Origin of the sequence: Caulobacter sp. Root655 (assembly GCF_001427665.1) — a bacterium.
In the GTDB taxonomy this organism is placed as follows: domain Bacteria; phylum Pseudomonadota; class Alphaproteobacteria; order Caulobacterales; family Caulobacteraceae; genus Caulobacter.
In genome coordinates, this window is sequence record NZ_LMHC01000002.1 from 202,764 (window position 1) to 227,608 (window position 24,845).

At 67.4% G+C, this 24,845-nt stretch carries 24 protein-coding genes; 21 read left to right on the forward strand and 3 right to left on the reverse strand.

The window, feature by feature from the left end:
* Position 1 precedes the first annotated feature (1 nt).
* The 9 genes from ASD79_RS05615 (at position 2) to ASD79_RS05655 (ending at position 8,495) form a co-directional block, all read left to right on the forward strand.
* On the forward strand, positions 2–754 hold the full coding sequence (locus ASD79_RS05615; RefSeq protein WP_056720106.1) for a biotin--[acetyl-CoA-carboxylase] ligase: 753 nt from the start codon (positions 2–4) through the stop codon (positions 752–754).
* A complete protein-coding gene (locus tag ASD79_RS05620; protein ID WP_056720107.1) occupies positions 751–1,536 on the forward strand; it encodes a type III pantothenate kinase in 786 nt (261 codons plus the stop codon). Before ASD79_RS05615 ends, ASD79_RS05620 begins: the two co-directional genes overlap by 4 nt.
* The gene (locus ASD79_RS05625) at positions 1,536–3,230 is read left to right on the forward strand and encodes a ribonuclease J (protein WP_056720050.1); all 1,695 of its coding nucleotides are present in this window, start codon (positions 1,536–1,538) and stop codon (positions 3,228–3,230) included. The genes ASD79_RS05620 and ASD79_RS05625 overlap by 1 nt, the downstream gene beginning before the upstream one ends.
* A gap of 79 nt (positions 3,231–3,309) precedes the next feature.
* The gene (locus ASD79_RS05630; RefSeq protein ID WP_235524336.1) at positions 3,310–3,993 is read left to right on the forward strand and encodes a rhomboid family intramembrane serine protease; all 684 of its coding nucleotides are present in this window, start codon (positions 3,310–3,312) and stop codon (positions 3,991–3,993) included.
* Positions 3,994–4,121: 128 nt separating this feature from the next.
* Positions 4,122–4,538, forward strand: a complete 417-nt coding sequence (gene mce, locus ASD79_RS05635; RefSeq protein WP_056720052.1) for a methylmalonyl-CoA epimerase — start codon at positions 4,122–4,124, stop codon at positions 4,536–4,538.
* On the forward strand, positions 4,538–4,798 hold the full coding sequence (locus ASD79_RS05640; RefSeq protein WP_056720053.1) for a DUF1467 family protein: 261 nt from the start codon (positions 4,538–4,540) through the stop codon (positions 4,796–4,798). The genes mce and ASD79_RS05640 overlap by 1 nt, the downstream gene beginning before the upstream one ends.
* A 403-nt stretch (positions 4,799–5,201) precedes the next feature.
* On the forward strand, positions 5,202–6,527 hold the full coding sequence (gene proS / locus ASD79_RS05645) for a proline--tRNA ligase (RefSeq protein WP_056720054.1): 1,326 nt from the start codon (positions 5,202–5,204) through the stop codon (positions 6,525–6,527).
* Positions 6,527–7,804, forward strand: coding sequence for a lipoprotein-releasing ABC transporter permease subunit (locus ASD79_RS05650; protein ID WP_056720055.1), 1,278 nt, complete (start codon positions 6,527–6,529; stop codon positions 7,802–7,804). The genes proS and ASD79_RS05650 overlap by 1 nt, the downstream gene beginning before the upstream one ends.
* Positions 7,797–8,495 carry an ABC transporter ATP-binding protein gene (locus ASD79_RS05655; protein WP_056720056.1) on the forward strand — a complete coding sequence of 233 codons (699 nt, stop codon included), beginning with the start codon at positions 7,797–7,799 and terminating at the stop codon, positions 8,493–8,495. Before ASD79_RS05650 ends, ASD79_RS05655 begins: the two co-directional genes overlap by 8 nt.
* A 3-nt stretch (positions 8,496–8,498) precedes the next feature.
* Here the strand turns inward: ASD79_RS05655 and ASD79_RS05660 are convergent, their stop codons facing one another.
* Positions 8,499–9,455, reverse strand: coding sequence for a nucleoside hydrolase (locus ASD79_RS05660; protein WP_056720057.1), 957 nt, complete (start codon positions 9,453–9,455; stop codon positions 8,499–8,501).
* A 166-nt stretch (positions 9,456–9,621) separates the two neighbouring features.
* Here ASD79_RS05660 and sidA point away from each other — a divergent pair, with 166 nt between their 5' ends.
* The 4 genes from sidA to ASD79_RS05680 all read left to right on the forward strand — a co-directional run bounded on the left by sidA (position 9,622) and on the right by ASD79_RS05680 (position 14,405).
* Positions 9,622–9,711: a cell division inhibitor SidA gene (gene sidA / locus ASD79_RS25505; RefSeq protein ID WP_007676110.1), complete on the forward strand. Its 90-nt coding sequence runs from the start codon at positions 9,622–9,624 to the stop codon at positions 9,709–9,711.
* 21 nt (positions 9,712–9,732) lie between these two features.
* The gene (dnaE, locus tag ASD79_RS05670) at positions 9,733–13,164 is read left to right on the forward strand and encodes a DNA polymerase III subunit alpha (protein ID WP_056720058.1); all 3,432 of its coding nucleotides are present in this window, start codon (positions 9,733–9,735) and stop codon (positions 13,162–13,164) included.
* A gap of 160 nt (positions 13,165–13,324) precedes the next feature.
* Positions 13,325–13,948: a plasmid pRiA4b ORF-3 family protein gene (locus ASD79_RS05675; RefSeq protein ID WP_056720059.1), complete on the forward strand. Its 624-nt coding sequence runs from the start codon at positions 13,325–13,327 to the stop codon at positions 13,946–13,948.
* A gap of 106 nt (positions 13,949–14,054) precedes the next feature.
* Positions 14,055–14,405 (forward strand): GFA family protein, encoded by a 351-nt coding sequence (locus ASD79_RS05680; RefSeq protein ID WP_056720060.1) that lies wholly within the window; start codon positions 14,055–14,057, stop codon positions 14,403–14,405.
* A gap of 282 nt (positions 14,406–14,687) precedes the next feature.
* Here ASD79_RS05680 and ASD79_RS05685 read toward each other — a convergent pair whose 3' ends face one another.
* Together ASD79_RS05685 and ASD79_RS05690 are read right to left on the reverse strand one after the other, a co-directional pair.
* Positions 14,688–15,338, reverse strand: a complete 651-nt coding sequence (locus ASD79_RS05685) for a haloacid dehalogenase-like hydrolase (protein WP_056720061.1) — start codon at positions 15,336–15,338, stop codon at positions 14,688–14,690.
* Between the two features lie 259 nt (positions 15,339–15,597).
* Positions 15,598–16,572: a DUF6624 domain-containing protein gene (locus ASD79_RS05690; protein WP_056720062.1), complete on the reverse strand. Its 975-nt coding sequence runs from the start codon at positions 16,570–16,572 to the stop codon at positions 15,598–15,600.
* 321 nt (positions 16,573–16,893) lie between these two features.
* On the opposite strand from ASD79_RS05690, the gene rpsB reads away from it, so the two are divergent.
* The 8 genes from rpsB (at position 16,894) to rseP (ending at position 24,836) form a co-directional block, all read left to right on the forward strand.
* Positions 16,894–17,838 (forward strand): 30S ribosomal protein S2, encoded by a 945-nt coding sequence (gene rpsB / locus ASD79_RS05695; RefSeq protein ID WP_056720063.1) that lies wholly within the window; start codon positions 16,894–16,896, stop codon positions 17,836–17,838.
* 162 nt (positions 17,839–18,000) lie between these two features.
* Positions 18,001–18,942 carry a translation elongation factor Ts gene (gene tsf, locus ASD79_RS05700; protein ID WP_056720108.1) on the forward strand — a complete coding sequence of 314 codons (942 nt, stop codon included), beginning with the start codon at positions 18,001–18,003 and terminating at the stop codon, positions 18,940–18,942.
* 205 nt (positions 18,943–19,147) lie between these two features.
* Entirely contained in the window at positions 19,148–19,885 is a 738-nt protein-coding gene (gene pyrH / locus ASD79_RS05705) for a UMP kinase (RefSeq protein ID WP_007676093.1), read from the forward strand.
* A 25-nt stretch (positions 19,886–19,910) separates the two neighbouring features.
* Positions 19,911–20,477, forward strand: coding sequence for a ribosome recycling factor (gene frr / locus ASD79_RS05710; RefSeq protein WP_007676090.1), 567 nt, complete (start codon positions 19,911–19,913; stop codon positions 20,475–20,477).
* A gap of 44 nt (positions 20,478–20,521) precedes the next feature.
* The gene (gene uppS / locus ASD79_RS05715) at positions 20,522–21,301 is read left to right on the forward strand and encodes a polyprenyl diphosphate synthase (protein WP_056720064.1); all 780 of its coding nucleotides are present in this window, start codon (positions 20,522–20,524) and stop codon (positions 21,299–21,301) included.
* The gene (locus ASD79_RS05720; RefSeq protein ID WP_056720065.1) at positions 21,279–22,127 is read left to right on the forward strand and encodes a phosphatidate cytidylyltransferase; all 849 of its coding nucleotides are present in this window, start codon (positions 21,279–21,281) and stop codon (positions 22,125–22,127) included. The genes uppS and ASD79_RS05720 overlap by 23 nt, the downstream gene beginning before the upstream one ends.
* Before the next feature lie 17 nt (positions 22,128–22,144).
* Positions 22,145–23,329: a 1-deoxy-D-xylulose-5-phosphate reductoisomerase gene (locus ASD79_RS05725; protein ID WP_082584818.1), complete on the forward strand. Its 1,185-nt coding sequence runs from the start codon at positions 22,145–22,147 to the stop codon at positions 23,327–23,329.
* Between the two features lie 19 nt (positions 23,330–23,348).
* The gene (rseP, locus tag ASD79_RS05730) at positions 23,349–24,836 is read left to right on the forward strand and encodes an RIP metalloprotease RseP (protein WP_056720067.1); all 1,488 of its coding nucleotides are present in this window, start codon (positions 23,349–23,351) and stop codon (positions 24,834–24,836) included.
* Positions 24,837–24,845: the final 9 nt, after the last annotated feature.

The following is a 24,845-nucleotide window of genomic DNA, read 5'->3' on the forward strand; positions in this document are numbered from 1 at the left end:
CGTGACGGGCGCTGTTTCGCCCGCGCCCGTCGTCGTTCTGGACGAGATCGACTCGACCAACGCCGAGGCCCGTCGCCGCGCGGAAGCGGGGGAGGCGGGCCCGGTCTGGATCGTGGGCCTGCGCCAGACGGCCGGTCGCGGCCGACGGGGCCGCGCCTGGGAAACCGGCGAGGGCAACCTCGCCGCCACCCTGCTGTTCTCGACCGACAAGCCGCCCGCCGAGGCCGCCCAGGTGTCGTTCGTCGCCGCCCTGGCGGTGGCCGACCTGCTGGCCGCCTACGTCCCGGCCAGCCTGATCAGCCTCAAATGGCCCAACGACCCGCTGCTGGGCGGGCTGAAGGTCAGCGGCATCCTCGTGGAATCCGGCGCGCGGCCGAACGGCGGGCTGTGGATCGCGGTCGGCGTCGGGGTCAACCTGGCCCGCAAGCCGATCGACAGCGAACGCCCCGCCACCGCCATCCCGACCTACAGGGCCGCTCCGCCGCCGTCGCCCGTCGAGGCGATCGAGGTCCTGGCCGCCGCCTTCGCGCGCTGGAACGACGTCTGGCTGCGCTTGGGTTTCCCGGCCATCGCCGACGCCTGGACCGCGCGGGCCCACGGCCTGGGCGAGCCCTGCGTCGCCCGCCTGGGGACCGAAACCCTGGACGGGATCGCGGAAGGACTGGACGGCGACGGCGCTCTGCGTCTTCGTCTGGCCGATGGTCAATTGCGCCGGATCACCGCCGGCGACGTCTTTTTCGGAGGGGCCTCCTGATGCTGCTGGCCATCGAACAGGGCAACACCAACACCATGTTCGCCATCCATGATGGCAACGAGTGGATCGCCCAGTGGCGCGCCGCCACCGAGAGCACGCGCACGGCCGACGAATACGTGGTCTGGCTGTCGCAACTGCTGTCGATGCAGGGTCTGGGCTTCCGGGCCATCGACGCCTGCATCATCTCCAGCGTCGTGCCGCAGTCGATCTTCAACCTGCGCAACCTGTCGCGCCGCTATTTCAACGTCGAACCGCTGGTGATCGGCGAGAACGCCGAACTGGGCGTCGACGTGCGGATCGACAAGCCGTCCGAGGCCGGGGCCGACCGCCTGGTCAACGCCGTCGGCGCCCACATGGTCTATCCGGGCCCGCTGATCGTCATCGACAGCGGGACGGCCACAACCTTCGACATCGTCGGCGCCGACGGCGCCTTCGAGGGCGGGATCATCGCTCCCGGCATCAACCTGTCCATGCAAGCCCTGCACGAGGCGGCCGCCAAGCTGCCGCGCATCGCCATCCAGCGCCCGGCCAAGAACCGCATCGTCGGCACGGACACTGTCAGCGCCATGCAATCGGGCGTATTCTGGGGCTATATTTCATTGATCGAGGGCCTGGTGGCCCGGATCAAGGCCGAGCGGGCCGAACCCATGACCGTGGTCGCCACCGGCGGCGTCGCCTCGCTGTTCGAGGGCGCCACCGACAGCATCGACCACTTCGATTCAGATCTGACCATTCGCGGTCTCCTCGAAATTCATCGCCGTAACACCCATTTAGAGACCTAATGACCAAATATACCGACAAGCCTTCCCCCAAAGACGAACTCGTTTTCCTGCCCCTGGGCGGCTCGAACGAGATCGGCATGAACTTCAACCTGTACGGCTACGGTCCGGCGAACGATCGCAAGTGGATCGTCGTCGACCTGGGCGTGACCTTCGGCGACCAGACCACGCCGGGCGTCGAGATCATCCTGCCCGACCCCGAATTCATCGAGGCCTACGCCAAGGATATCATCGGCATCGTCCTGACCCACGCCCACGAAGACCACCTGGGCGCCGTGCACTGGCTGTGGCCGCGCCTCAAGGCGCCGGTCTACGCCACGCCGTTCACCGCCTTCCTGCTGCGCGAGAAGCTGCGCGACGCCGGCCTGCTGGGCGAGGTGCCGATCACCGAGATCCCGCTGGGCGGCAGCTTCGACCTGGGTCCGTTCCACCTGGAAATGATCACCCTGACGCACTCGATCCCCGAGCCGAACGGCGTGGCGATCAAGACTCCGCTGGGCACGATCCTGCATACCGGCGACTGGAAGATCGACCCTGATCCCCAACTGGGCGGCCCCACCGACATCGAGGCCATTAAGCGCCTCGGCGACGAGGGCGTCCTGGCCATGGTCTGCGACAGCACCAACGTGTTCGTCGATGGCGTGGCGGGCTCCGAGGCCGAGGTCCGCGTGGCGATGAACCGGCTGATCAAGAGCCTGACCGGCAAGATCGCCGTGGCCTGCTTCGCCTCGAACGTGGCCCGCATGGACACCGTGATCCGCGCCGCCCAGGCCGCCGGCCGCAAGGTCTGCCTGGCCGGCCGCTCGATGCACCGCATGGCCGCCGCCGCCCGCCACGTCGGCCTGCTGGAGGGCCTGGAGCCCTTCATCACCGACGACCAGGCCAAGTACCTGCCCGAGAACGAGGTGCTGTTTCTCTGCACCGGCAGCCAGGGCGAGGCGCGCGCCGCCCTGGCCCGCATCGCCGAGGGCACCCACCCGCACGTCAAGCTGTCGCAGGGCGACCACGTGGTCTTCTCCTCGCGGGTCATCCCGGGCAACGAGATCCCGATCCGCAACCTGCAGAACAAGCTGGCCGACCGCGGCGTGCGCCTGCACACCGAACGCGACACTCCCGGCATCCACGTCAGTGGCCACCCGTGCCGCGACGAGCTCAAGCAGATGTACCAGTGGGCCCGGCCGACCATCGCCGTGCCGACCCATGGCGAGCGCCGCCATCTGATCGAGCACGCCGCTTTCGCCAAGGACCTGCAGGTCCCGCACGCCGTCAGCCCGCGCAACGGCGACATGGTGCGCCTGGCTCCCGGCCATCCGGCGATCATCGACGAGGTGCCCTCGGGCCGCCTCTATGTCGACGGCGGCGTGGTGACGCCCGAGAACGGCGAGGCCCTGCGCGAGCGGCGTCACGCGGCGTTCAACGGCATGCTGGCCGTGTCGGTGGTGCTGGACGGCAAGAGCCGCATCGTCTCGGGTCCGCAGGTTCGCGGCCTGGGCCTGGCCGGCGACGCCGAATATCCGCTGGACGACGCGCTCGACGACCTGGCGGAAGAGGCCGAAACCGCCTTCAAGCGCATGAAGGACGACCAGCGCGAGATCGACGAGGCCATCGAGAGCGCCATCTCGCGGGCCGTCAAGAAGGCCGCCTTCCGCATCTGGGAACGCAAGCCCGTGGTCGAGACCACGGTGCTGCGGATCTAGCCGCGCGATGAGCGAGCAGCAGCAGCCGCCTGTCTCCGAAGCCCCACGGCGCGAGACGCTGTGGGGCAGGGGGCCTGCGATGCTGTGGTTCGAAGCCTGGCCGGTCCTGGTGATGACCGCCGTGATCTGGCTGGTGTGCTTTGGCCAGATGATCGGAGAGGCCAGGGGCTACGGCGACGCCATCCTGACGCTTGGAGCCCTCTGGAAGCCTGGGGTGTTCCAGGGTCTGTGGTGGACGCCCCTGACCCACATGTTCCTGCATGCGAGTTGGCAACAACCCGGTGGCTGGCTGCACATCGTGATGAACAGCGGGGCGCTGGTCGCCCTTGGCCCCGCGATCGCCCAGAGATTGGGCCGCGACTGGATGGGCGGGTTGCTCTTCCTGGTGTTCTTTGTCGTCTGCGGCCTAGCTGGGGCGGGCACGTTTCTCCTGTTCGCGCCTGATCAGATCCCGGCGGTCGGGGCCTCGGGCGCGATCTTCGGGCTGTGGGGCGCTGTGGCCCGCCTGAGTGGACCGGGCGAGCTCAAGCTGGCGCCGACCTTCTCAGGCACGGTGATGCGGCAGGTCGTCTCGGCGGTGATCTCGAACCTCCTGGTGGTCGGCCTGGGCGCGGCCTACGGCCTGGCCTCGGGCGTCGGGATCATCGGCATCGCCTGGCAAGCCCATCTCGGCGGCTTCGTCGCCGGCCTGTTGCTGGTCCAGGTCATGCCGGTGCGCTTCCACTGGCTGCGGGGCCTGCCCAAGGGGGCGCGCCCGTTCTGACACGGTGGCCCGGCGCCTCGGAAACGCCTCGCCGGGGGTCCATGAAGTCGTCTATACCCTCGAAAAACAAGACAGGGTCGCGCGGTCCCAATCGGACGGCGCTTCCCAGGCGCAGGACCTGAGAACGCATGATCGGCAAGCTCAACCACGTCGGCGTCGCGACGCCCTCCATCGACGACTCGCTGAAGATGTACCGCGACCTGCTGGGCGCGACCTCGCATACCGAGAAATGGGCCATGCCTGAACAGGGCGTCTGGGTGTGCTTCGTCAACCTGCCCAACAGCCAGATCGAGCTGATCGAGCCTTATGGCGAAAAGTCGCCGATCCACGGCTTCCTGGCCAAGAACCCCAAGGGCGGCCAGCACCACATCTGTTTCGAGGTCGAGAACATCTACGAAGCCCGCGACAGCCTGGTCGCCAAGGGCGCCACGGTCCTGGGCGAGCCACGGATCGGCGCCCATGGTACGCTGATCATCTTCGTTCACCCCAAGGACATGGGCGGCATGCTGGTCGAGCTCATGGAAACGCCTGAGGAATCCCACTGATGGGACCGATCACCTGCATCGCCGTCTACCTGACCATCTGGTGGACCACGCTGTTCGCCGTGCTGCCGCTGGGCAACCGGACGTTCCACGAGATGGGAATCACGCCGCCGCCTGGCGCGGATCCCGGCGCGCCGGTCAATCCGAACCTGAAGCGCAAGTTCTTCACCACCACCTGGGTCTCGGCCCTGGTGATGGCGGGGCTGCTGCTGGTGATCCATTTCAAGCTGATCACCCTGCCGGCCCTGCCGGCCACCTATTGATCGTACTGCCAAGAACCAAGGGGCGGCGCCCAAGCCTTGGGCGGCGCGCGTCGAATTTACCGTCATTCGCCCAATCCCTGGGCGAACTTCGCCAAGTGGTCAGGCCAGACGCAATCTGGCGCCCCGAACAGTGGTTCGCGGCCTAGGCTCAGACTCACGAGGTCGGCTTTTCGACCTTGCTCTGTGGCGTCTTCCCCGACGATGACTTGATAGGCCGCGCGTGAACCGCGCGGCCTTCTTTTCGTTCCTGAAGGCGCTCTTCGTGTTGGCGCGTTTTCTTCGCGCGAACCGGGCGCCACTTCGCTCGAAAACGCTTGGTAGCCATCTTTTCGCCGCGCGCGTTGCCAAGCTGACGCCCAAGCGGCTATCTCAACGCCTCGAATTCCCCGGAGACGTCCGTTCCATGCGCCTGTCGCGCTATTTCCTGCCCGTACTCAAGGAAGCCCCTTCCGACGCCCAGATCGTCTCGCACCAGCTGATGCTGCGGGCCGGCATGATCCGCCAGGAGGCGGCGGGCATCTATGCCTGGCTGCCGCTGGGCCTGCGGGTGCTCAACAAGGTCGAGCAGATCGTCCGCGAGGAGATGGATCGGGCGGGGGCCATCGAGCTGTTGATGCCGACCCTGCAACTGGCCGACCTGTGGCGCGAGTCGGGCCGCTACGACGCCTACGGCCCCGAAATGCTGCGCATCGTCGACCGTCACGAACGCGAGCTGCTGTACGGCCCCACCAACGAGGAGATGATCACCGAGATCTTCCGCGGCTCGGTGAAGAGCTACAAGGATCTGCCCAAGAACCTCTACCATGTGCAGTGGAAGTTCCGCGACGAGCGCCGCCCGCGCTTCGGCGTGATGCGCGGCCGCGAGTTCCTGATGAAGGACGCCTACAGCTTCGACCTCGACGCCGAAGGCGCGCGCAAGTCGTACAACCGCATGTTCGTGGCCTACCTGAACCTGTTCTCCCGCATGGGCCTGAAGGCGGTGCCGATGCGCGCCGACACCGGCCCGATCGGCGGCGACCTGAGCCACGAGTTCATCGTCCTGGCGGATACCGGCGAGAGCGAAGTGTTCTGCCACAAGGACCTGGTCGAGATGGGCGCCCCCGGCCCCGACGTCGACTGGTACGGCGACCTGCAGCCGCTGGTCGACCAGCGCACGGCGCTGTACGCGGCCACCGAGGAAATGCACGACGCCGAGGCCTTCGCCAAGCTGCCCGAGGGCGACCGCCTGTCGGCGCGCGGCATCGAGGTCGGTCACATCTTCTCGTTCGGGACCAAGTATTCCGAGCCGATGAAGGCCCTGGTGGCCGGTCCGGACGGCAAGGACACCCCGGTGCAGATGGGCAGCTACGGCGTCGGCGTCTCGCGCCTGCTGGGCGCGATCATCGAGGCCAGCCATGACGAGGCCGGGATCATCTGGCCGGAGTCGGTGGCTCCGTTCGACGTTGGGATCATCTCCCTGCGGGTCGGCGACGCCGCCTGCGACGAAGCGTGCGAGCAGGCCTACAAGACCCTGACGGCGGCCGGCAAGGCGGTGCTCTACGACGACACCGACGCCCGCGGCGGCGGCAAGTTCGCCTCGATGGACCTGATCGGCGTGCCCTGGCAGATGATCGTCGGCCCCAAGGGGATCGCCGACGGCGTGGTCGAGATCAAGAACCGCAAGACCGGCGAGCGCCACACCGCGCCGCTGGCCGAGGTGATCGCCCAGCTTTCGAGCAAGGCCGCCTGATGGCCCTCGGCGCGGCCGGCCCGTTCGGAACCTGGGAGCGCACCGTCGCCTGGCGGTACCTGCGCAACAAGCGCAAGAACGGCGGCGTGGCGCTGATCGCCATCATCTCGTTCGCGGCGGTGATGCTGGCGGTCTTCGCCCTGATCACCGTGATGAGCGTGATGAACGGCTTCCGGGCCGAACTGCTCGGCCGGCTGCTGGGCTTCAACGGCCACGTCTACGCTCAGGGGCCGTTGCTCAACGGTCCTGACCGCGACGGCGTCATCACCCGCATCAGGGCCGTGCCCGGGGTGACCCAGGCCGCGCCGATGGTCGAGGCCCAGGCCATGGTCATCGGCCCCAGCCAGGTGTCGGGCGCGATCGTGCGCGGCGTCACCCCGGCCGACCTGCGCGGCATGAAGATGATCGCCAGCAACATCAAGCGCGGCTCGTTGGCCGGGTTCGGCGAGGGCGAATACGGTGGCGACATCGTGCTGATCGGCGACCGCATGGCCCGCAATCTCGGCCTGTCGGTCGGCGACGCCATCACCCTGATCTCGCCCTCGGGCCCGGCCACGGCGTTTGGCGCCTCGACGCGCGAGAAGGACTACACGGTCGGCGGGATCTTCAGCGTCGGCATGAGCCAGTTCGACGAGAGCTTCGTCTACATGGCGCTGCCCCAGGCCCAGCTGTTCTTCGGCCGCGACACCTCGATCGACTATGTGGAGATCAAGGTCACCGACCCGGACAAGGCCAGGGACATCAAGGCCTCGATCGAGCAGGCCAGCGGCCCGGGCGCCTTCGTCCAGGATTGGATGGACAAGAACGCCAGCTATTTCAACGCCCTGCAGATCGAACGCAAGGTGATGCGGCTGATCCTGTTCATCGTCGTCGCCATCGCCACCCTCAATATCATCTCGGCCCTGGTCATGCTGGTGAAGAACAAGGGCCGCGACATCGCCATCCTGCGGACCATCGGCGCCAGTCAGGCCGCCATCCTGCGGATCTTCATGATGGCCGGCGCCTCGATCGGGCTGGCCGGCACCCTGGCCGGCCTGCTGCTGGGCGTCCTGTTCTGCGCCAACATCACCGCCATCCAGAACTTCGTCGAATGGGTCTCTGGAACGGCGGTGTTCAGCGCCGACATCTATTTCCTGGCCCACATCCCGGCCAAGATCGATTGGAGCGAAGTCGGCGTCATCGTCGGCATATCCACGGCTCTGAGCGTCCTCGCCACCCTGCTGCCGGCCATTAGCGCCTCGCGCATCGATCCGGTCGAGGCCCTGCGTTATGAATAGTCCCGCATCCAGTCCCATCCTGGCCCTGCGCGGCGTGGAGCGCACCTATGTCACCGAGGCGGGCTCGCTCAGCGTGCTGCGCGGCGTGGATCTGGACGTCTATCCCGGCGAGGTGGTCGGGCTGATCGGTCCGTCGGGCTCGGGCAAGTCGTCCCTGCTGCACGCCGCCGGCCTGCTGGAGCGGCCCAACGCCGGTCTGATCGCCCTGGACGGCCGCGACTGCTCCAAGCTGTCGGAACGCCAGCGCACCCAGGTCCGGTTGACCACCGTGGGCTTCATCTATCAGTTCCATCACCTGCTGCCCGAGTTCAGCGCGATGGACAACGTCGCCATGCCGGCGATGATCGCCGGCAAGAGCAAGGCCGAAGCGCGGGCCGCCGCGACCGAGATGCTGAACCAGCTGGGCCTGGCCGAGCGGCTCAACCACCAGCCGGGCCAGATGTCGGGCGGCGAACAGCAGCGGGTGGCCATCGCCCGGGCCCTGGCCAACAAGCCCAAGCTGCTGCTGGCCGACGAGCCGACCGGCAACCTCGACCCGGCCAATTCGGCGGGGGTGTTCCAGGCGCTCTACGAGCAGGCCCGCCAACGCGGCGTGGCGGCGCTGATCGCCACCCACAACATGGAACTGGCCCGCTATATGGACCGGGTCTTCGCCCTGAAGGACGGGCATCTGGTGGCGCAGACGTTTTAGCGCCTACAGCAGGGCGTCGCGCAACGCGTTGTAGAAGCCCTGCTGGTCGATCCGCTTGATGATCCGGGCGTTGGGCGGACGGCGGCGCAGGGCCGGGTCGGCGACCTCGATGTCGGGCAGGATATGATTGGAGACGCTGAGGTAGCCGCGCGTCAGCTCGCCCACCGTCTCGACATCGACCACGGCCATCTCCGACTCCAGGATCAGGCGCTCGTCCAGGGCGACGGCGCAGGTCAGGGCGTCGGGATGCAGGCTGCCGTCCAGGGCTTGCGTCTCCTGGGCGAACGCTAGGGAGGCGCGGTTGACCTTCGTGAAGAACGCCGCGCGCGGCGTGCCCAGGGCGTCCAGCGCCGCCAGCTGCTCAAGGCTCAGCAGGCCGTCGCGCAGGGTTTCCGTCCAGGTGACGATGCTCATCGCGAAACCAGCGTTGATGACGATCTTGGCGGCCTCCGGATCGACATAGAGATTGTATTCGGCCGCCGACGTCACATTGCCGACCCCGTTGTCCGTGCCGCCCATGATCCACAGGTGTTTGACGGCCCGGGCGATGCGCGGCTCGCGCAGGTAGGCCAGGGCGATATTCGTCAGCGCGGCCTGGGCGATCAGGGTGATCTCGCCGGGGGCCTCCATCACCCGCCGCACGATCTCGTCGGCGGCGTGGCCGGGGGAGGGGCGCTGGGCGGCGCGCGGGATGTCGCTGTCGCTCATGCCGTCGGCCCCGAACACATAGGCCGCGTCGAGGGGCTCGCGGGTGAACGGCCGCTGGGCGCCCAGATAGACCGGGACGCCGGACCTTTCGCACATCTCCAGCGTGACCAGCGCGTTCTCCGCGTGCTGCTCGAACCCGACATTGCCGTGGGCGATGGTGATGGCGTCCACGGTGACGCCTGGGCGGCGCAGGGCGAGCATCAGGGAGAACACGTCGTCCCCGGCGGTGTCGGTGTCGATGATCAGGCGCATGGGGCGATCTGAGCCGATCCGCGTCTCAAATCCACCGGAAATGCGGGCGGCGAGCGATCATCGCCGAGGCCGCGACAAAAAAGCGCGCAATCGAACAAGGGTCTCTTGCACAGGAGAACAAAAGTGGAATATAGAACAAACAAGCAACGACCGCAGGAGGGTTCCCATGGTCCGTATCGCGCGTGAGTCTTTGGCGCTTGTATCTGTCGCCAGCTTCGTCTGGATGATGTGCCAGGTCGCCCAGATGGTGGCCTGAGTCGTAGAACGAGGTGCGGTGATGTCGGGCAACGAAGGTCAGGGATTTGTCCACCTTCGCGTGCGCTCGGCCTATTCTCTGCTCGAAGGCGCCATCAAGGCCGACAAGATCCCCGGCCTGGCCGCGGCGGCCGGCATGCCGGCGGCGGGACTGGTCGACCGCAACAACCTGTTCGGCGCGCTGGAATATTCCGTCTACTCCAAGGACTACGGGGTCCAGCCGATCATTGGCTGCGCCCTGGCGGTCTCGGGCATCGGCGCCGGCCCGACCGAGCGCTGGGCGCGGACGCCGACCATCACCCTGCTGGTCCAGAACGAGCGGGGCTATCTCAACCTCTCCGAACTGTCGTCGATCGCTTATCTGGAAAGCGGCGAGATGTCCGAGCCCGTGGTCCCGTGGGCCAAGGTGGTCGAGCACGCCGAGGGGCTGATCCTGCTGTCGGGCGGAACCGACGGTCCGGTCGACGCCCTGTTCGCCTCGGGCAAGACCGGCGAGGGCGAAGCCGCCCTGGTCGAGATGCAGCGGGTGTTCGGCGACCGGTTCTATGTCGAACTGCAGCGCCATGGCCTGCCGCGCCAGGCCGCCGCCGAGCCGGGTCTGGTGCACTGGGCCTATGAGAACGACGCGCCGCTGGTCGCCACCAACGACGTCTATTACGCCAAGCCCGCGATGTACGACGCGCACGACGCGCTGCTCTGCATCTCCGACGGCGCCTTCGTCGGCCAGGACGAGCGCCGGCGGGTGACGCCCGAGCACTGGTTCAAGTCGGCCGACGACATGCGCAAGCTGTTCGCCGACCTGCCGGAAGCCTGCGACAACACCCTGGATATCGCCCGCCGCTGCGCCTTCATGGTGCAGAAGCGCGATCCGATCCTGCCCAGCTTCCCGACCGGCGACGGCCGCAGCGAGCCCGAGGAACTGAGCCACCAGGCCCGCGAAGGCCTGAAGAAGCGCCTCGAGGGCCTGACCCTGGCCGTCGAGGAACAGGTCTATTGGGACCGGCTCGAGTTCGAGCTGAACGTCATCATCAAGATGGGCTTCCCCGGCTATTTCCTGATCGTGTCGGACTTCATCAAATGGGCCAAGGAGCACGGCATTCCCGTGGGGCCGGGCCGGGGTTCGGGCGCCGGTTCGCTGGTCGCCTGGGTGCTGACCATCACCGACCTCGACCCGCTGCGCTTCGGCCTGCTGTTCGAGCGCTTCCTCAATCCCGAACGGGTCTCCATGCCCGACTTCGACATCGACTTCTGCCAGGAGCGGCGGGAAGAGGTGATCGTCTACGTGCAGGAAAAGTACGGCCGCGACCGCGTGGCCCAGATCATCACTTTCGGTAGCTTGCAGGCCCGCGCCGTGCTGCGCGACGTCGGGCGGGTGATGCAACTGCCGCTGGGCCTGGTCGACCGGCTCTGCAAGATGGTGCCCAACAACCCGGCCGCGCCGGTGACCCTGGCCCAGGCCATCGAGATCGAGCCGCGCCTCAAGCAGGCCCGTGACGAGGACGGCAACGTCAAGGCCTGCCTGGACGTCGCCCTGCAGCTGGAAGGCCTGTTCCGCAACGCCTCGACCCACGCCGCAGGCGTGGTGATCGGCGACCGGCCCCTGACCCAGCTGACCCCGCTCTACAAGGATCCGCGCTCGGACCTGCCGGCCACCCAGTTCAACATGAAATGGGTCGAGAGCGCCGGCCTGGTGAAGTTCGACTTCCTGGGCCTCAAGACCCTGACCGTCCTCGACCGGGCGGTGAAGCACCTGCGCAAGCGCGGCGAGGAGGTTGACCTCTCGCGGCTGCCGTTCGACGACGCAAAGACCTACGAACTGCTGGCCTCGGGCCAGACGGTCGGCGTGTTCCAGCTGGAAAGCCAGGGCATGCGCGACACCCTGCGCAAGATGCGCTGCGGCTCGATCGAGGAGATCACCGCGCTGATCTCGCTGTACCGACCGGGGCCGATGGACAACATCGACACCTTCGTCGACTGCAAGTTCGGCCGCAAACCCGTCGACAACCTCCATCCGTCCCTCGAGCCGGTGCTCAAGGAGACCTATGGGGTCATCGTCTACCAGGAACAGGTGATGCAGATCGCCCAGATCCTGGCGGGCTACAGCCTGGGCGAAGCCGACCTTCTGCGCCGGGCCATGGGCAAGAAGAAGAAGGAGGAAATGGATCTCCAGAAGATCCGTTTCGTCGCCGGGGCCAAGGACAAGAGCGTCCCGGAAGAGCAGTCGGGCTCGATCTTCGAACTGGTGGCCAAGTTCGCCGGCTATGGCTTCAACAAGTCGCACGCCGCCGCCTACGCCCTGATCGCCTACCAGACCGCATGGCTGAAGGCCAATACGCCGGTCGAGTTCCTGGCCGCCTCGATGAGCCTGGACCTGTCGAACACCGACAAGCTGGCGGTCTTCCACCAGGACGCCCGGCGGTTCGACATCACCGTGCGACCGCCGGACGTGAACCGGTCGGGCGCGGATTTCGAGGTCGAGAACGGCGAGGTGCTGTACGCCCTCGGCGCCGTGCGCAATGTCGGCTTGGAAGCCATGAAGCACCTGGTCGCCATCCGCGAGGAGGGCGGGCCGTTCCGCGACATCTTCGACTTCGTCGAGCGGGTCGACCCCAAACTGGTCAACAAGCGGGCCATCGAGAACCTGGCCCGGGCCGGGGCCTTCGACTCCTTCCACAAGAACCGCGCCCAGATCTTCGCCTCGGCCGACGTGCTGATCGCCCACGGCCAGAGCATCGCCGCCGACCGCCAGGGCGGCCAGCACGCCCTGTTCGGCGGCGACCCGGCCGCCGGGCGGCCGCGCCTGAAGAAGACCGAGCCGTGGAGCCAGGTCGACCTGCTCGACGAGGAACTGGCCGCGGTCGGCTTCTACCTGACCGGCCACCCGCTGGACGACCTGGTCGGGGTGCTGCGCCGCCGGCGCACCGCCATGCTGACCGAGGTCATCCCGCGCGCCGAGGCCGGCATGGAGGCCTTCCGGATGTGCGGCGTGGTGCGCCGTCGCCAGGAGCGGGCCTCGCAGAGCGGCGAGCGTTTCGCCTTCGTGTCGCTGTCCGACCCCAGCGGCGAATACGAGGTGTTGTTCCCGCCCGAGGCGCTGCGCAAGTGCCGCGAGGTGCTGGAACCGGGCAAGGCGGTGTCGATCAAGGTCCGCGCCAAGGCCCGCGACGGCGAGGTGCGGTTCTTCGGCGACGACGCCGAGCCGATCGAGAAGGCCATCGAGAACATGGTGGCGGGCTTGCGCATGCACCTGTCGCCCTCGGCCACCGAGATCGACGCCCTGCGCAAGCGGCTGGAGCCCGCCGCTTCGCCGCGCGGCGGCGAGATCAGCCTGATCGCCGCCCTGGGCGGCGGCCGCGAGATCGAGATGAAGCTGCCCGGTCGCTACACCCTCGACGCCGCCCTACGAGGCGCCCTGAAGACCGCGCCGGGGGTGGCGCTGCTGGAGGACGTTTAGGGCGGCCGGTTGGAAAGTGGAGACCGGTTTTTCCGCCGAGCGATGCGAAGATAAAAACCTGGAGCCAGTCGGGTGCTTTCAAAAGTGCGGCGGGCTCTGGGGCGGCGGCTCAACCTCGCGAGCCTACGGAGGCCGTCCATGCGCGGAGTCAATTGATCCCATGATCTCACCCGCGGACCGTCTCAACGAGATCGCCACGCTGCGCATCGAGCTGCTCGACACCGACCCGCTGATCTGGCGTCAGGTCGATGTCCCGACCTCGATCACGCTGAAGGTTCTGCATGATGTCGTCCAGGCCGCCATGGACTGGCGCGATCAGCATCTGTGGGCGCTGGGTTTGGACGGACGGCTCTACGGCGAGGCGGTCCCCGGCGACAGCGAGGATGGCCCCTCCATCATCAGAGCCGACAAGGCGCGCCTGCGCGACGTTCTCAAGTCCGCCGGCACGGTCATGGATTACACCTATGACTTCGGCGACGATTGGCGACATCGGCTCACCTTCAGCGATATCCGCCCTGGCGACCCGGAGGCGGAATATCCGCGCTATCTCGCCGGCGAGCGATGCGCCCCGCCAGAAGATTGCGGCGGCCTCCCGGGCTTCTACGGCGCCCTGGAAGTCCTGGCCGATCCGGCGCATCCGGACCGCGCCGACGTCGCCGACTTGTTCGAAGGGTACGACCCCGACCGCATCGACGAACTTGTTCTGGAGATCGCCCTCAGCCGTATCGCGCGCCGCCGCAACGCCGCCAAGGCGACTTGGGGAAATGTCGATGCCGAACAATGACCGGGCGCTCCGGAAGGACGTATGATCGATGGCGCGCGCATCGGTCTGGAGGCGCGTCGCGCCCAGGCGCTGGTGATGAACCGGCGTTCGCAGGAGGAGATGGATCATGGCCAGACATAACGGCGGATGCCAGTGCGGGCAGGTGCGCTACACGGTCGAGATCGAGCTCGACAATCTGATCACCTGCAATTGCTCGCGCTGCGGCAAGCTGGGCTCGGTCCTGGCCTTCGCGCCGGCCAGCGCCTTCGAACTGCAGCAGGGCGAAGACGCCCTGACCGAATACCGCTTCAACACCCACAAGATCTCGCACCTGTTCTGCCAGACCTGCGGCATCGAGTCGTTCGGCCGGGGCGTCGGGCCGGGTGGGGCCGAGATGGCGGCGATCAATGTCCGCTGCCTGGACGACGTGGATGTCTTCGCGCTCAAGCCGCACCCGTTCGACGGCAAGTCGCGCTAGGAGCTCCAGGCCGGCCCCATTCGTCATCCCCCGACTTGTTCGGGGGACTCAAGTGGAATCTGACGCGATATCCAGCGTCGCCTGGGTCGCCCGCATAAAGCGGGGATGACGAGATCTTTGAGTTGAAGACGCGCTCGCAGACCTGGGCCGACGAACTGTCCACGGCGGTTAGAGCATTTTCGAGCGAAATGGACACCGGTTCGCGTGAAGAAAATGCGCAAAAACAAAAGACTAGAGCGCCCGGCCTGATGCAATCAGGTCGGGAAACGCTCTAGCGCCGCTTTACCAGATCGGGGCCAGGCCGTGAGGCAGGCCCGCCCGGCTGAGCCGCCGCTGGGCCGCCAGGCCGCCCTTGACGATCACCGGCCGGTCGGCGCCCCGCAGCAGGGGCAGGTCATCGAGGCTGTCGGTATAGGCATAGGCCCAGCGCGCGCCATGCCCAGCCTCGGCCAGGGCCTGGCACTTGTGCTGGTTGCGGCAGTGGACGTCGGCGATCCAGCCGCCGGCCCCGCGCTTCAACGAGGTGCCGAGCACGACGATCGGCCGACCCAGCGGCGTCACCAGCGCCTGGGCCAGCACGGCGGGCGCCGCCGTGACGATCACCACCCGGTCGCCGGCGTCCAGATGGGCGTCGAGCGCCGCCAGGCCCAGTTCACGCCAGCGCAAGGGCAGGGCGCCGGCCTGGAAGCGGTCGGCGAAGTCGGCGCAGGAGGCGCGCAAGCCCGGTTCGTCCAGGCCAACGGTGGCGATCCATAGCAGGATCGAGGCGCCGGCCCGGCGGGTGAGGGGGATCAGCACCATCGGCACGGCGAGGGGGACGACGCACAAGGTGGCGATCGCGCGCGGAAGAGAGCGGCGGACGCGCTCCCACAGCCACAGCGCCGTGGAGTCGCTGTCGAGCAGCGTGCCGTCGAGATCGAAGACCGCGAGCATGGTCTGGCCTGTCAGCCGCGACCCAGGGGTCGGGCCGCCGCCATCAAGCCGTGGTTTGATGTCAGAATGACGTACGGATCGTGGCGAACTGTGGATGGAATCCATCCGGGCCGCTTTTGCCGTTCAAGCGTCGACGAAGGCCTGACGATGGCGCGCGACATAGGTCGGCCAGCGCCAAGCCAGTGATCACCCGAAGCGGACCATCTCAACTTCCGAAAAGGAGTGGATGTCGGGCGTTGGGGCGCTTCGGCTCGCCGGGTTAGTCGGCGCAACCCCGGCCGCGAGTCGCGATGTACTGGGCGAGAGGCGGCATGCCAGCTTTCGTTCGCCATGCGTCAGCGGCGCCTCTGTCTTCCAGGGGAGCCGGCGTCCACACACCCGGGGCCGTGCAATCGCCCATGACGCCAAAGCGGCCGGGACGCCCCCTGTAGTGAGCCGTCTGGTCGTAAAGCATGGCGAAATTCTCGCCCCTCGTTTCGCCGGACCGCCAGAGCGGCTCAAGCATGGCGAGCACCTCCTGCTGGAACGCCAGGTCGTGGCGGGCGTGCTGGACGATCACCCATGCGGCGCGATCCGCGTCGGCGCCGTAGGTCGAGATCCTGTACCAGCCGTGATCCCGGAGATCGGCTTTCAACCAATCGGCGTTGGCGACATTCATGGGGCACCATTCACCCGCAATGGTCGCGTCCACATAGGCGAGCGCGGCGTCGTCCAGGCCCTTCTCCCACGTGGTATGAACGCCCGGCCCGAAGAACGATCTTAAGATGATGCTGTCGATGCCGGAAAACTGGTCCTCGGCCATCCGCCGATAGAGTTCAGCCAACCGCGCGTTGGGTTCGGCTTTGGCTCGGGCTATCATTTTGCTGACGAGGCCATACGGCGCGGACACCTGCGCGCCGCCAAGATAGAGCGTCCGCAGCTGCCGCGGTTGAGCCAGGGCTGCCTCGGCCGCCGCCTGTGACCTGGCGTAGGCTTGCGGATCGTGGGTCCGTCGGACCAGCTCCAGCTGTGCCGACGCGGCTATCTCGGCTGGGCTTGCACAGGGGCCGGCAGTCACGGCCTTCTGAAACCGACCGTTCTGAAGCCGGCCAACCGCGGCGTCCACTTCAGCGGCGAACGCGGCCTCGCCCATTGTCCGCTTAAGCTCGAAGGCCTGCTCGACAGGGATCGGGCCGCTCTCCAGCTTGATGGGCTGCGACGCGAGCAGTGTCGCCATCAGGGCAATGAGGATCATGGTTGCGCCGGCACTCCCAAGGCTCGTTTGTCACGCCATGATCGTCATTTGTGGCTAGCGCCCACTAACAGATCACCCCGATGCGTCGCCCGCGAACACGGCCGTCGGAGCAATGGAGCCTCGCCCGTCGAGCGGGTCAAGGGCGTGGACAGGCGCCTAAGGGCTTGCTTTTTGGTCCGTTCGCGCCTATTTGCGCGGCCATTCCACACGTGGACGTGCGGCGACGCCGGGGAGACATCCCGTCGTTACCGTTCCGGTCCCGGTCCGAATCGTCGGAGCGGGGGTGTCCACGGAGGTTCAACCGGAAGAAGGAGACCTATCATGGCGCTTCCCGAATTCTCCATGCGTCAGCTCTTGGAAGCTGGCGCCCACTTCGGCCACCAGACGCACCGCTGGAACCCGAAGATGGACCGCTACATCTTTGGTTCGCGTTCGAACATCCACATCATCGACCTGTCGCAGTCGATCCCGCTCCTGCACCAGGCCCTGGTGAAGGTGCGTGAAGTGGCCGCCGCCGGTGGCCGCGTGCTGTTCGTCGGCACCAAGCGTCAAGCTTCGGACCCGGTCGCCACGGCCGCCAAGCGCTGCGCCCAGTACTATGTCAATCACCGCTGGCTCGGCGGCACCCTGACCAACTGGCGCACCGTCTCGGGCTCGATCGCGCGTCTGCGCGAACTCGAAGGCGTTCTGGGCGGCGACGGCTCGGGCCGTTCCAAGAAGGAACTGCTGCAGCTGACCCGCGAACGCGACAAGCTGGAACTGTCGCTGGGCGGCATCAAGGACATGGGCGGCATCCCCGACATCATGTTCGTGATCGACACCAACAAGGAAGCGATCGCGATCCTCGAGGCCCGCAAGCTGAACATCCCGGTCGTCGCCATCCTCGACACCAACTGCGATCCGGACGGCATCACCTATCCGATCCCGGGTAACGACGACGCCGCCCGCGCCCTGCAGCTGTACTGCGACCTGATCGCCGACGCCGTGCTCGACGGCCTGGCCGCCGGCCAAGCCTCGTCGGGCGTCGACCTGGGCGCCTCGGTCGCTCCGATCGAACCGACCCTGGCTCGCGAACTGACCCCGGAGCCGGTGGCTGAAGCCGCCGCCGCCCCGGTCGCCGCCGCCGAAGTCGCCGAGCAGGAAGCGGCGTTTGAAGCCGCCGCTGCTCCCGAAGCGGCTCCGGCCGTCGAAGCCGCTCCGGAAGCCGCTCAAGAAGCGACCGCCGAAGCGATCGAAGCCGTCGCCGACGAGCCGGCCGCGAGCTGATTTTCCAGCCGCCGCTTCCCGACCTAGGTGGGGAAGCGGCTGTTGTGACCCTGACATGCGACCGGGCTATCAAGCCCGGTCGTAGTTTTGTTTCACGCGTTTCCCCAGGCGAGCCGGTTTCGGCCGTGGTTGGAAACGCTCCGATATTCAATGGAGGAACTCATGGCTGAAGTGACCGCTGCGCTGGTGAAAGAACTGCGCGAAAAGTCGGGCGTCGGCATGATGGACTGCAAGAAGGCCCTCGTCGAAAACGCCGGTGACATCGACGCGTCCATCGACTGGCTGCGCGCCAAGGGCCTGTCCAAGGCCGCCAAGAAGGCCGACCGCATCGCCGCCGAAGGCCTGGTGGGCATCGCCGTGCGCAACGACGGCGCGGGCATGACCGCCGCCGCCGTCGAAGTGAACGCCGAGACCGACTTCCTGGGTCGCAACGAGCTGTTCCAGAACGCCGTCCGCAAGATCGCGGCCGTCGGCCTGGACGTCGAAGGCGTGGAGGCCATCAACGCGGCCAAGACCGCCGACGGCGACGTCGTGTCGGACGTGCTGACCAACCTGATCGCCACCATCGGCGAGAACATGGTCCTGCGCCGCTCGGCCCGCTTCACCGTCGCCAAGGGCGCGGTGTCGTCCTACATCCACAACGCCACCGCCCCGGACCTGGGCCGGATCGGCGTGCTGGTGGCCATCGAAGGCGAAGGCGACCAGGCCAAGATCCTGGAGCTGGGCCGCAAGATCGCCATGCACGTGGCCGCGACCGCCCCGCTGTCGCTGTCGCCGGACGACCTGGACCAGGCCGCGATCGAAAAGGAACGCCAGATCTTCACCGAGCAGGCCCTGGAATCGGGCAAGCCCCCGGCCGTGGTCGAGAAGATGGTCGAAGGCCGGATCCGCAAGTTCCTGGAAGAAGTCGTGCTGCTGAAGCAGGCCTTCGTCATGAACCCGGACCAGACCGTCGAGCAACTGGTTGCCGAGACCGGCAAGGAACTGGGCTCGCCCCTCACCGTGAAAGGCTTCGTTCGCCTGGCCCTGGGTGAAGGCGTCGAAAAAGGTCCGGAAGGCGATTTCGCCGCCGAAGTCGCCGCCATGACCGGCGGCCAAGCCTAAGTCCTGTTCGCCGCCCTGGCTTAAAACGGGGCGGCGAGGCAGGTCGCCTATGAGGGCGCGGCGCGTTTCAACGCGCGCCGCGCCCTTTTTGCGCGCGGGTCGCGTCAATGCACGCGATCTCACCGGTTTTCGACCGGAAAACCGATCCCACTTTTCCGGAACGCGCACTATGTTGCGTCCCGACGACTCAAGAAGAGCCTGCCGCATGTCCGAACCCACGCACAAACCGTACCGCCGCGTGCTCCTGAAGGTGTCGGGCGAGGTGTTGATGGGCGACACGCCTTACGGCATCGACACCAAGACCGTGGAGTCGGTGGCCGAGGACATCCGCGAGATCGTTCAGTCCGGCGTCGAGCTGTGCCTGGTGATCGGCGGCGGCAACATCTTCCGCGGCATGGCCGGGGCGGCCAAGGGCATGGAACGCTCCAGCGCCGACTACATGGGCATGCTGGCCACGGTGATGAACGCCCTGGCCATGCAGGACGCCCTGGAGCGCATCGGCGTCTCCACCCGCGTGCAGTCGGCCATCCCGATGGCCACGGTCTGCGAGCCCTACATCCGCCGTCGCGCCCAGCGGCACCTGGAGAAGGGCAGGGTGGTGATCTTCGCCGCCGGCACCGGCAACCCGTTCTTCACCACCGACACCGCCGCGGCCCTGCGCGCCGCCGAGATGCAATGCGACGCCCTGTTCAAGGGCACCAGCGTCGACGGCGTCTACACCGCCGATCCCAAGAAGGATCCGGCCGCCAAGCGTTACGACAAGCTCAGCTACATGGACGTCCTGGCCCAGGACCTGCGGGTCATGGACGCCTCGGCCGTGGCCCTGATGCGCGACAACAACATTCCGATCGTGGTCTTCTCGATCAAGGGACGTGGCAACCTGCTCAACGTTCTGCGAGGCGGCGGTGTCCACACCGTCGTGTCCACCGACCGCGCCGCTTAAATTACCAGCGAAGAGAGCCCAAGCCATGGCCACCGCCGAAAAGCCCGTTCTGCCCCGCTACAAGGACCGCATGGACAAGGCCGTCCTGTCCCTGAAGGAAGACTTCGCCGGCCTGCGCACCGGCCGCGCCTCGTCGGGCCTGCTCGACCAGATCGTGGTCAACGCCTATGGCTCGATGGTGCAGCTCAACACCGTGGCCTCGATCAGCGTGCCCGAGCCGCGCCAGATCAACGTCAACATCTGGGACAAGGGTGTCGTCTCGGCCGTCGAGAAGGCGATCCGCAACTCGGACCTGGGCCTGAACCCGGTCGTCGAGGGCAACAACCTGCGCATCCCGATCCCGCCGCTGACCGAAGAGCGCCGCAAGGATCTGGTGAAGATCGCCGGCAAGTACGCCGAGGCCCAGAAGGTCGCCGTCCGCAACATCCGCCGTGACGCCAACGACGACCTGAAGAAGGCGGAGAAGGCCAGCGTCATCAGCGAGGACGAGCTGAAGAAGATGGAAACCGAGGTCCAGAAGATGACCGACGCGGCCATCAAGCAGGTCGACGAGGCCTTGAAAACCAAAGAACAAGAGATCATGCAGGTTTAAGCATCGACCCGTTTCTAGGGGGCGATGAGGGAAGGCTGAAGCGCATGGCGCCGACGACCGGCCTGCAGAACGTGTCGACGCGCGCCGGGGGCGCCCCGTCGGCCCGGTCTCTGCATGTGGCCATTATCATGGACGGCAACGGCCGTTGGGCGAAGCGGCGCAACCTGCCGCGCGTCCTGGGCCATCGCGCCGGCGTCAACGCGCTGAAGCGCACCGTCGAGGGCGCCGCCGCCCTGGGCGTGGGCGTGCTGACGGTGTTCGGCTTCTCGACCGAGAACTGGAGACGTCCGCCGCAGGAAGTCTCCGAACTGATGGGCCTGCTGAAGGCCTATCTGGAATCCGACCTCGACCGCCTGACCCGCGAGGGCGTGCGCGTGCGCATCATCGGCCGCCGCACGGGCCTGGCCCCCGACGTGCTGGACGTCATCGAGCGCGCCGAGCGCCGCACCGCCCAGAACGACGCCTTCCTGCTGCAGGTGGCCTTCAACTATGGCGGCCGGGCCGACATCGTCGACGCCGCCCGCGCCTTCGCCGAAGCGGTCGAGCGGGGCGAGGCCCGGGCCGCCGATCTGGACGAGGCGATGTTCGAGCAGCGGTTGTCCACCGCCGATGCTCCGGCCCCGGACCTGATCGTCCGCACCAGCGGCGAACAGCGAATCTCGAATTTCCTGCTTTGGGAATGCGCCTACGCCGAACTCGTGTATCAGGACGTTCTGTGGCCGGACTATGGGCCCGAACACCTGGCCGCCGCGCTGACGGAATATCGAAGCCGCGACCGTCGCTATGGAGGCATTGCCGTCGATGACGTCGCCGTCGCCGGCTAAGCGTTTCAACTGGGGTAACCTGCGGATCCGTGTCGCCTCGGCCACGGTGCTGGTGCCGACCGTCGTGGCCGCCGTCTGGTTCGGGGACGTCTGGTTCCTGGCCCTGATCCTGGTCGGCGTGGCCCTGCTGGCTCGCGAATGGGCCGAGATGAGCGCCAAGCGCTCGGCGCTGGGCGTGGCCCTGGCCATCGGCGCCGCCGTGGCGATCTCGGTGATCGTCGCCTTCCGTGGCCACTACTACATCACCTGGCCGGTCGTGATCGTCGGCGCCGTGGCCGCCGCCCTGATGGCGCGGGGCGCGCTCGAGCGCCGGGCCGACGCGGCCTATGGCGTGATCTACATCGCCCCGGCCGTGATCGCGATGATCTGGCTGCGCCGGATGGACGCCGGCCTGACCTGGACCCTGCTGCTGTTCACGGTCACCTGGTTCGCCGACATCTTCGCCTTCGTGGTCGGCAGCATCCTGAAGGGGCCCAAGCTGTGGCCGCGCTATTCGCCCAACAAGACCTGGTCGGGCTTCTTCGGCGGGCTGGTCGCCGCCTCGTTGGGCGCGATCGGCATCGTGGCCCTGTCGTTCGCCCTGCCGGCCCTGCCGGACCTGCATCTGGCTTGGCCCGTCGCGGCCGCCGTCGGCCTGCTGGGCGGTTTGGCCACCATGATGGGCGACCTCTGGGAGTCGATTCTCAAGCGCCGGTTCGGCGTGAAGGATTCCGGTGACCTGATTCCCGGCCACGGCGGTATGCTGGACCGGGTCGACGGCCTGATGTTCGCGGCGATCGTCGTCGCCGGGGCGCGGCTGCTCGACCAGTGGGGATGGTTGCCTTGATCCACACCCGCGAGGTTATGGCCCGCAAGGTCGTGGTGCTGGGGTCGACGGGCTCGATCGGCGTGTCGACCCTGGACCTCTTCGAACAGGCCGACGTGGCCGTCGAGATCCTGGCCCTGACGGCTGGGCGCAACGTCGCCAAGCTGGCCGAACAGGCTCTGCGCTGGCGGCCCCGGGTGGCGGTCATCGACGACGAGACCTGTCTGCCGGAGCTGCGTCAGCGCCTGGCGGGCTCGGGAATCGAAGCCCGGGCCGGCGCGGCGGCGGTGACCGAAGCCGCGGCTATGGGCGCCGACTGGGTGATGTCGGCCATCGTCGGCGCGGCGGGCCTGGCGCCCACCCTGGCGGCCGCCCGCACCGGCGCGGTCATCGCCCTGGCCAACAAGGAAAGCCTGGTCTGCGCCGGGCCGGCCCTGCTGCGCATCGCCCGCGAGGCCGGCGGCTCGGTGATTCCCGTCGATTCCGAGCATTCGGCGATCTTCCAGGTGCTGCAGCGCGATTGTATCGATCGGGTATCGCGCCTGATCCTGACGGCCTCCGGCGGCCCGTTCCGCACCTGGGACAAGGCCGCCATGGCCCTGGCCACACCCGAACAGGCGGTCGCCCATCCCAATTGGTCGATGGGCGCCAAGATTTCGGTCGATTCCGCGACGATGATGAACAAGGGCCTCGAGATGATCGAGGCTTCGTACCTGTTCGACACCCCGCAAGAGCGCATCGACGTCGTGATTCACCCGCAGTCCGTGATCCACAGCCTGGTCGAATATACCGACGGCTCGACCCTGGCCCAGATGGGGCCACCGGACATGCGCAGCCCGATCTCCTGCGCCTTCTCCTGGCCCCAGCGCCTGTCGTGGCCCGCCCAGCGCCTGGACCTGGCCGCCTATGGCCAGCTGACCTTCGAAGAACCGGACCTGGACCGCTTCCCGTCGATCGCCATCGCCCGCGAGGCCCTGCGCCTGGGCGGCGGCGCGCCGGCGGCGATGAACGCCGCCAACGAGGTGGCCGTCGCGGCCTTCCTTGACCGCCAGATCGGCTTTCTGGATATTGCCGGCGCGGTGGCGGGGACACTTGAACGCATGAACGGGCTGGGAAACCTCGCCGACAACGACGCCGACGCGCTCGACAGCGCGATGATGACCGACGCCAGCGCCCGCCGCATTGCGGCCGAGGTTGTCGGCCAAGTTCGCCGTCCAAACTGAAGACGAGAAGAAATCCGACATGCTCGGCTTCATGCAATCCGCCGCGACCTACCTGATCGCCTTCCCGCTGGTGATCCTGCTGGTCGTGACCGTGCACGAGCTCGGCCACTTCTGGGCGGCCAAGGCCTGCGGCGTGGCGATCGACCGATTCTCCATCGGCTTCGGCAAGCCGATCGCCAAATGGCGCGACAAGGCCGGCGTGCAATGGCAGCTGGGCTGGCTGCCGCTGGGCGGCTATGTGCGCTTCTCGGGCGACGAGAACGTCGCCAGCGTGCCCGACCAGGACGACCTGAAGTCCCTGCGCGCGCAGATCGAGCACATCGAGGGCAAGGACGCCGTCGCCCGCTACTTCCATTTCAAGCCGCTGTGGCAGCGCGCCTTCGTGGTGGTCGCCGGACCGGCGGCCAACTTCATCCTGGCGATCGTGCTGTTCGCCGTGTTGGCGGGCTCGTTTGGCGAAACCATGCGCCGGCCGATCGTCAGCGGCCTGGTCGCCGGCAGCCCGGCCGCGGCGGCGGGCTTTCGCCAGGGCGACGTGATCCTGTCGGCCAACGGCCGCAAGCTGAAGAACTTCGAAGACCTGGATCGCTACGTGATGCTGCGAAGCGACGTGCCGATCCATTTCGAGGTGCGTCGTGGCGGTGAAGACCTCAACATCGACGCAACCCCGGTCCTGAAGGACATCTCCGACGGTCTGGGCAACAGCCAGAAGGGCGGCGTCCTGGGCTTTGGCCTTCCGGCGGTCGTCGGAAACGTCATGCCGGGCTCGGCGGCCGATCGCGCCGGCTTCAAGCCGGGGGATGTCATCACGACCGCCGACGAGACGGCGATCGGCAGCTTCGAAGACCTCACCGCCTACGTCAAACATCGTGGCGCGCAGTCCATCCGGTTCAACGTCTACCGCGACAAGCAGTATGTCCCGCTCGAGGCGACGCCCGCGATGGGCGACGCGATGGGCGCTCAGGGCAAGATGGAGCGGCGATTGCTGCTCGGCGTGGGGCCGGCCCTGCCCAGCACCTATGTGGCGAAGGTGCGCTACAACCCGGTCCAGGCCCTCGGCGTCGGCGTGACCCGCACCTGGGACGTCCTGGACACCACCGTCTACTATCTGGGCCGCATGATCCGCGGCCAGGTCTCGGCCGACCAGATCGGCGGGCCGCTGGGCATCGCCAAGACCTCGGGTCAGGTCGCCCAGGCCGGCGCCGCCAATGGCGGTACGAGCCTGCCCATGATGCTGCTGGGCGCGGGCGTCGCCCTGCTCAGCCTGGCCGCGTTCCTCTCCGTCAGTGTCGGCTTCATGAATCTTCTCCCCATCCCGGTTCTGGACGGCGGGCACCTGCTGTTCTACGCCTACGAAGCGGTCGCCCAGCGGCCGTTGGGGGCGCGGCTGCAAGCCGCCGGTTACAGGGTTGGTCTTGCGCTGTTGCTGGGTTTCATGTTGTTCGCGACCTGGAATGATCTGCAGCGCTTGAGCGTGTTTAAATTCTTCGGCGGTCTGTTCTCTTGAGCGGCCGCC